Consider the following 5,477-nt stretch of genomic DNA (forward strand, 5'->3'; position numbering starts at 1 on the left):
GTGGCAAACCGCAGCAGGTACTGTTTCATTCCGATCAGGGCAGCCAATACGCTAGCCGCCTGTTTCGGCAACGGTTGTGGCGATATCGGATGGAACAGAGCATGAGCCGCCGGGGCAACTGCTGGGATAACTCGCCGATGGAGCGATTGTTCCGCAGTTTGAAATCGGAGTGGATTCCACAGACCGGTTACCTGACAGCTCAGGAGGCCCAACGGGACATCAGTCATTACCTGATGCACCGCTACAACTGGATCAGGCCGCATCAATTCAACGATAGGCTACCGCCTGCGGTGGCCGAAGAAAAACTTAACCCACTGTCCGGGATGGGTTGACCACTACAATCACACCATAGCGCTCGGGCTGACTGCATAGCCGGTTGAGGCGCTCGGTATGCAGATCCTGTCGCCAGGCGTTGAAGGCATCCACCAGCGTCGCGCTAGGCGCAGACTGGTTGACGCAGCTGATGAGGTTCTCGCGACCAACCACATCGCGCAGGTACTCCTCATCGGTGAGGCCGCTCATCAAGTCCCGCAGGTGCCGGTGGGAGCTGTCCCCCACAATCACCAGGTAGTGCCGGCCGTTTTCCCACACATCGTGTTCCCACTGGCCAGCGAAGCTTAGGCGCTGCTTGAAGCGAAAAGTGGGTACCGAATCGGCTTGTGTCATGGTCGTCTCTCCAGTTGAAGAGCGGGCCACCCCCTACGCGGGAGTGGCCCGCTCAGGGTAGGTTGATGCCGGAAACGCCGGCGGCGATCAGGCGTGCTTCTGCAGGATGCGGCCACGCCAGATGGTGCGCGTGACGCGCTTCTTGCGTGTGCCGGTCGGGTTGCCATCGGCGTCGAGGATTTTCTCGTCGACTTCGACAGTTTCCTTTCCCATGCGCTTGAGCTGCACCCGATCACCAACCTCGATGTTCAGCTCATTGACGACCTGCTGCAGCTCGATTCCCCACACGTCCCCACCAGTGTCCAAGCGAACCAGGTAGGAGAATGAGGAATTCCTTTCGAAGCGATAGCGATAGCGGCCATGTTGCTTGACTACCCCTTCCTTTGCGTCGGACCAGTCGATGACGTCCGAGGACGCCGCCGATGCGGGCGCCCGCCGCTCCGCCTTGGACGGGACAGCAGGTGTTTCATCGGGTACCGGCAGATCCTCGCCGACGTCGAAGCCCTCATAGTCAGCAAGGCTCGCCGGCGGCGCCGCGAAATAGTCCTGCCCGGCAGCCGGGGTCGACCTTTCAAACGGGATGAACTGCGCAGCGTGATGGAACCGCGGCAAGTCCTGCCAGGCGGTGTCTACTGCATGCGAAGGGAAACTTCGCAGCGAGCAGGGACCGTCTTGCATGGCCTCGTGTAGCCGCTGCGCGAATTCGCGCTGCCGGTCCTGCCGTGCTTCACGCTGAAGCCGATCAAGCTGCTCGTAATCCGCCCGGGTGCGATAAGCCGCCGGAGCTTGATAGGGAAAGAGCAGGGCATCGACCACAGGTGACTGGGTGAGTTGATAACGCATGGTGAGCTCCTCATAGAGAGGAGACACGTCACCCCGAGGGGGAACGTGCCCCCAAGGGTGTGATGCTCCGGACGGACCGGAACGATAGGTGCTGGAAACCTCCAGCTGGGTATCTCTCGACCAACAGAGGTCGAGGAGAATCTGATCGGCGCAGCCTGGCGCTCTGCCCATGAGACTCGAGAAAAAGCCTCCCCCGGCGAGGGGGGAGGTGTCAAGCAATCACACCGTCAGTTGCTCGAGGACCTGGTGCTTGGTGAGGGTTCGAACCAACCCCTCGCGCAGCAACTCACTGTCGACGCCGGCGAAGTAGGCCAAGGTCTTGAACGAGAAGGGACCGAAGTCCTCCTCGTCCATCACCCAGGCCCAATGCTCCTGGCGAGACGCCAGCGAATTGCGCCGGTCCAGCAGAACGCCCAGCGCGTGATGCAGCATGTATTCGCGCACGCGATCGATGTCTGCGTCAGTCCAGACGTAGGTGTCGACCTCGCTGTCCGGAATGGCCAGCAGGTCGAAATACAGCTGCTCGATATCAACCGCGGTGTTCGTCTTGCGAGGCGCCCGTTTGACCCGCGGCCTGGGCAAGCGCTGCGGTAAGGGAAATTCGCAAAACGAGCTTTCGGTGAAAGAAAGCGCAAGTTGCATGGTATGCCTCCGGTAAGGAGGAGACATACCCCCCCACCAGGGAGGTATGTCCCCTGGTGGGTTGTCCGCCGTAAGGCGGTTGGTAGATCTGCGGCCGCGGTTAGGCAGCCTGGGTCAATACACGCTGCACGAGCGCCTGGAGGGCGCTGCGCAACTGCCCGAGGTCATCCAGCAGCTGCCAGTGACCGGTGCCAAACATCAGCTGTAGGTTCGTGGACTTCGCCTCGCCATAGGCGATCGCGAACACCTCGATTCCTGAAGCGCGACACCGGGCGACCATATCGATCACGTCGGTCACGTTCCGTGGGTCGCCGTCGGTGCTGATGATCAGCACCTTCCGCTGTCCCTTGGCGCGCAGCAGGTCGCCGGCGGCCGGCCACATGGCGCTGGCCAACGGTGTTCCGCCGGAAGCGGTCAGGCCGAAGCGCTGTTCGGCCACTGCGCTGGCCAGGTTCTGGCCGTGCCGTTTCAAAACACCGACCTGCTCCCGATCCCCCCGAGGGAAGACCATCGCACCACTGGTAACGCCGGCAATACCCTCCAATGCCGTAAGCATCGCAAAGCACGCCTCCTCCGCAACCTGGATAGGCTTGCGCCCGCCGGTCTTCAAACCCATGGAGCCGGAGCCATCGAGCACCAGCTGGATAGCAGCGTTGGTGCGCTGCACGGGTTCCTGTTTCCGGAAGATCCGGTTTTCCCCAACCCTCACCCGTCCAAGGCTCGCTGTATCGAGACGACTGCCCGTTTTGCGCACGGTGACCCGTGCGTTCTGGCTGCCCTGAATGAGGCCGTTGAGCACCTGGCGCAGCCCCATGGAGGCGGCGCGTCCGTTGATGACAACGTCCTGCTGCAGAGCCTGTGAACCGACAGCGTGCGCCAGCACCGAACTCGGCGTGGAGCTTGTGCCGCCGGCGTTGGCGCCGATCAGGGTAGCGGCTTGGGATGAGACGTCCCCAAGCGCATCCTGCATGGCCTGCGAGTCAGCGTTTACCACCCGCTGCTTCAGGCTTGGCTGAGCGCCCTGCTGATCGGCGCCATGCTGGCCGGACGCCGCTTGCGCGTCGCCTTGACCTGCCTGATCGCCCTCGCTGGAGTTGCCCTGCTCACCCTGACCAGGTTGATCCTGGCCTTGCTGAGCGCCTTGATCCTGGCCCTGTTGCGGGCCCTGGTCCTGACCTTGCGGCGCAGGATCAGGATCCGCGCCAGCGTCGGGCTGCTGAGGCTCCTCTTCGTCCAAGACATCGAGTATCCGATGGGCGAGCTGGTACACCCCCGCGGTATCCGGCAAGCCGGTCACCGTGGACAGTAGCCCAAGGATTTTCGCGCGTCGGCCGGCACCAAAGGTGTTGGCCAACGCAGCGTCCAGGACAACGGCAACCTCTTCGATCGGCTGATTGAGCAAGCGCGCCCGGCCGATGATCAGGCAGGCGTCGTGCAAAACCACCGCTTCGGATTTGCCGTCGGCGCTCCAAGGCTTCTGGAACACCTCCTGTGCAGTCACCCGCAGTGGCTCGATGGCGCAGTAATGGTCTTCCATCATGCGCTTCTCGATCCGCAGGTCTTCGAGCAGGTTCAGAAAGCGGCCCATGAAGGGGCTTTCTGCGTTGGCCAGCTCATAGGGCTCATCGTCCGTGTACTTGATGTGTGCCGACTCATGGGCCGTCCACCCGAGGGAGACGTTAACCATGCGAGGCGACTCATCTTTGAGCACCGGCAGGTAGATCACCTTGTCCTGTGTGGCCGGCTGGTTTCCACCAAACTCGATGCGAACCCCCAGGTCGTCGCAGAAGTAGCGCGCGATGATCGGGAAGGCGTTGCTCAGAGAACGTTGCATAGCTGTCACTCCAGTAGTGGAGGACACACCACCCCCAAAGGGGGCAGGTGCCCCCAGGGGGTTGGTTTACATGCAGAAGTCCAAGGCGTCCTGGGTAGTCGGCATTGGGATGTTGGCAATAGACGCAGCAACGCCCAACGCCGACATCTGGGTATCGATCACCTGCCCGTCAATAGCCCGGGCCTGCAGCTCTGCAGCTAGCGAGCTCAGATCCTGAAGACCAGGTGCTGCCTGCTGACCGGCGATCTCATCGAGCAGCTCGCCAACGGACATGCCGCCGTCGTCCGCAGGGGACGGCGACTGCTCGATCACGGCAGCAGAAGCTACAACGGCACCAGCAGCTGCCGGGGCCTGTTCGATCACGACACTCGCCGCCGGCACGCCACCGGTGGCGGCAGTCTGCGCAGCAGATGCCGCGAAGGACGTGGCCAGCTTCGAGATGTTGCGCTCGTCACTCAAGGACAGCATGAGTGTCTGCAGCGTTTGGAAATGCCCACCCTCGTACGGCCCCCTTTTGGGGAGCTGCTCGATGACGGACATCATGTGCTCGGCGACCAGATGAATCCCAGGATTCAAGAACGCAAGCGAGGTGAGCTTGCGGTGAATCTTCAGGATCGCGCTGACCGCCTTGCGGCTGACAGAGGACTTGTTGGCGAAACTGCCATCCACCAGGTCCTCGGCCGCGTCCGCGATCTCCCGGAACAGCTGTCCGGAAAGACCCTCCACTTCCTGCTCCAGCCCTTTGCTCAGGGCCGGATCGGACTTGTCGGGTACCACGCGCACCAGGGTGTAGCGGAAGCCCAAGCGTTGAGCCACGACTTCTTTCGGGGTCTTGGCCTTTTCGATCGCAGCTTGCCACTTCGGATCTTGATCCCACTTTTGCGCCCACGCGTCGAAGTTCGAGTCGTAGTTGTCGAGGAAGGATTTGATCTCAACGTTGAACTCGCGCTGGATGTCGTCGAGCTCCTTCGCGATGGCCGGAGCCGCGTCGTTCGGGATGCCGTAGCCGCCCAGGAAGCGCACGCCTTCGCTCTCGAGGAGGCGATGGGCGCGGCGCTTGAGGTTGTCGAACCGCTTGATCTGCTCGGGATCCATGATCCGCTTGCTTCCCAGCGATGCGAGCTCCGCCGGCGGCAGATCCACACCAGGACCGAGGTCCTCGATACGGAGCTTTTTGCGGCCGGACCAGATGTTGACGTCGAGACCTACCAGCAAGAGCTTGCTGAGGGTTTCGATTTCCTTGATGGGTTGAGCAGTTTGCATGGTGAAGACTCCGGTTTGGGCGGGAGTCTTCCCCCATGGGGAGAGACCCCCATTGGGTTTGAGATGAGCTGCTGGTGTTTTGAGTGCCCAGCTGGCACTTCGCAGCTGCCTCCACATGGAGGCGGCCGAGAACCGGATTTGCTATAGCCGACTATAGCAAATCGGGCTCAGAGAACGGGGGCCCGAAGGCCCCTATTCACCAGTCAAACGTGGGCAGATCGTCCTCGAC

General features: G+C 61.9%; 6 protein-coding genes. 1 reads left to right on the top strand and 5 read right to left on the bottom strand.

Annotation, left to right across the window (positions count from 1 at the left end; translation table 11 throughout):
* The coding region (locus BMZ43_RS25790) for an integrase core domain-containing protein (RefSeq protein ID WP_143075346.1) at positions 1–332 on the top strand (332 nt) is incomplete at its 5' end.
* On the opposite strand, the gene BMZ43_RS25795 is transcribed toward BMZ43_RS25790, so the two are convergent.
* From BMZ43_RS25795 to BMZ43_RS25815, 5 genes are all read right to left on the bottom strand, one after another.
* Entirely contained in the window at positions 307–666 is a 360-nt protein-coding gene (locus tag BMZ43_RS25795; protein ID WP_093257824.1) for a hypothetical protein, read from the bottom strand. The genes BMZ43_RS25790 and BMZ43_RS25795 overlap by 26 nt on opposite strands.
* Positions 667–753: 87 nt before the next feature.
* Positions 754–1,509 carry a hypothetical protein gene (locus BMZ43_RS25800; RefSeq protein ID WP_093257826.1) on the bottom strand — a complete coding sequence of 252 codons (756 nt, stop codon included), beginning with the start codon at positions 1,507–1,509 and terminating at the stop codon, positions 754–756.
* Positions 1,510–1,728: 219 nt separating this feature from the next.
* Entirely contained in the window at positions 1,729–2,151 is a 423-nt protein-coding gene (locus BMZ43_RS25805; protein WP_074585472.1) for a hypothetical protein, read from the bottom strand.
* Between the two features lie 100 nt (positions 2,152–2,251).
* Positions 2,252–3,985, bottom strand: a complete 1,734-nt coding sequence (locus BMZ43_RS25810; protein ID WP_093257829.1) for a VWA domain-containing protein — start codon at positions 3,983–3,985, stop codon at positions 2,252–2,254.
* Positions 3,986–4,051: 66 nt separating this feature from the next.
* A complete protein-coding gene (locus tag BMZ43_RS25815; RefSeq protein WP_093257832.1) occupies positions 4,052–5,248 on the bottom strand; it encodes a DUF3150 domain-containing protein in 1,197 nt (398 codons plus the stop codon).
* Positions 5,249–5,477: the final 229 nt, after the last annotated feature.

Source organism: Pseudomonas sp. Snoq117.2, from assembly GCF_900110545.1.
GTDB classification, from domain to species: Bacteria; Pseudomonadota; Gammaproteobacteria; order Pseudomonadales; family Pseudomonadaceae; genus Chryseomonas; species Chryseomonas benzopyrenica.

Coding starts and splice junctions, on each gene's coding strand:
- BMZ43_RS25805 (WP_074585472.1), bottom strand. CDS start 2,151: ATGCAACTTGCGCTTTCTTTCACCGAAAGCTCGTTTTGCGAATTTCCC.
- BMZ43_RS25810 (WP_093257829.1), bottom strand. CDS start 3,985: ATGCAACGTTCTCTGAGCAACGCCTTCCCGATCATCGCGCGCTACTTC.
- BMZ43_RS25795 (WP_093257824.1), bottom strand. CDS start 666: ATGACACAAGCCGATTCGGTACCCACTTTTCGCTTCAAGCAGCGCCTA.
- BMZ43_RS25815 (WP_093257832.1), bottom strand. CDS start 5,248: ATGCAAACTGCTCAACCCATCAAGGAAATCGAAACCCTCAGCAAGCTC.
- BMZ43_RS25800 (WP_093257826.1), bottom strand. CDS start 1,509: ATGCGTTATCAACTCACCCAGTCACCTGTGGTCGATGCCCTGCTCTTT.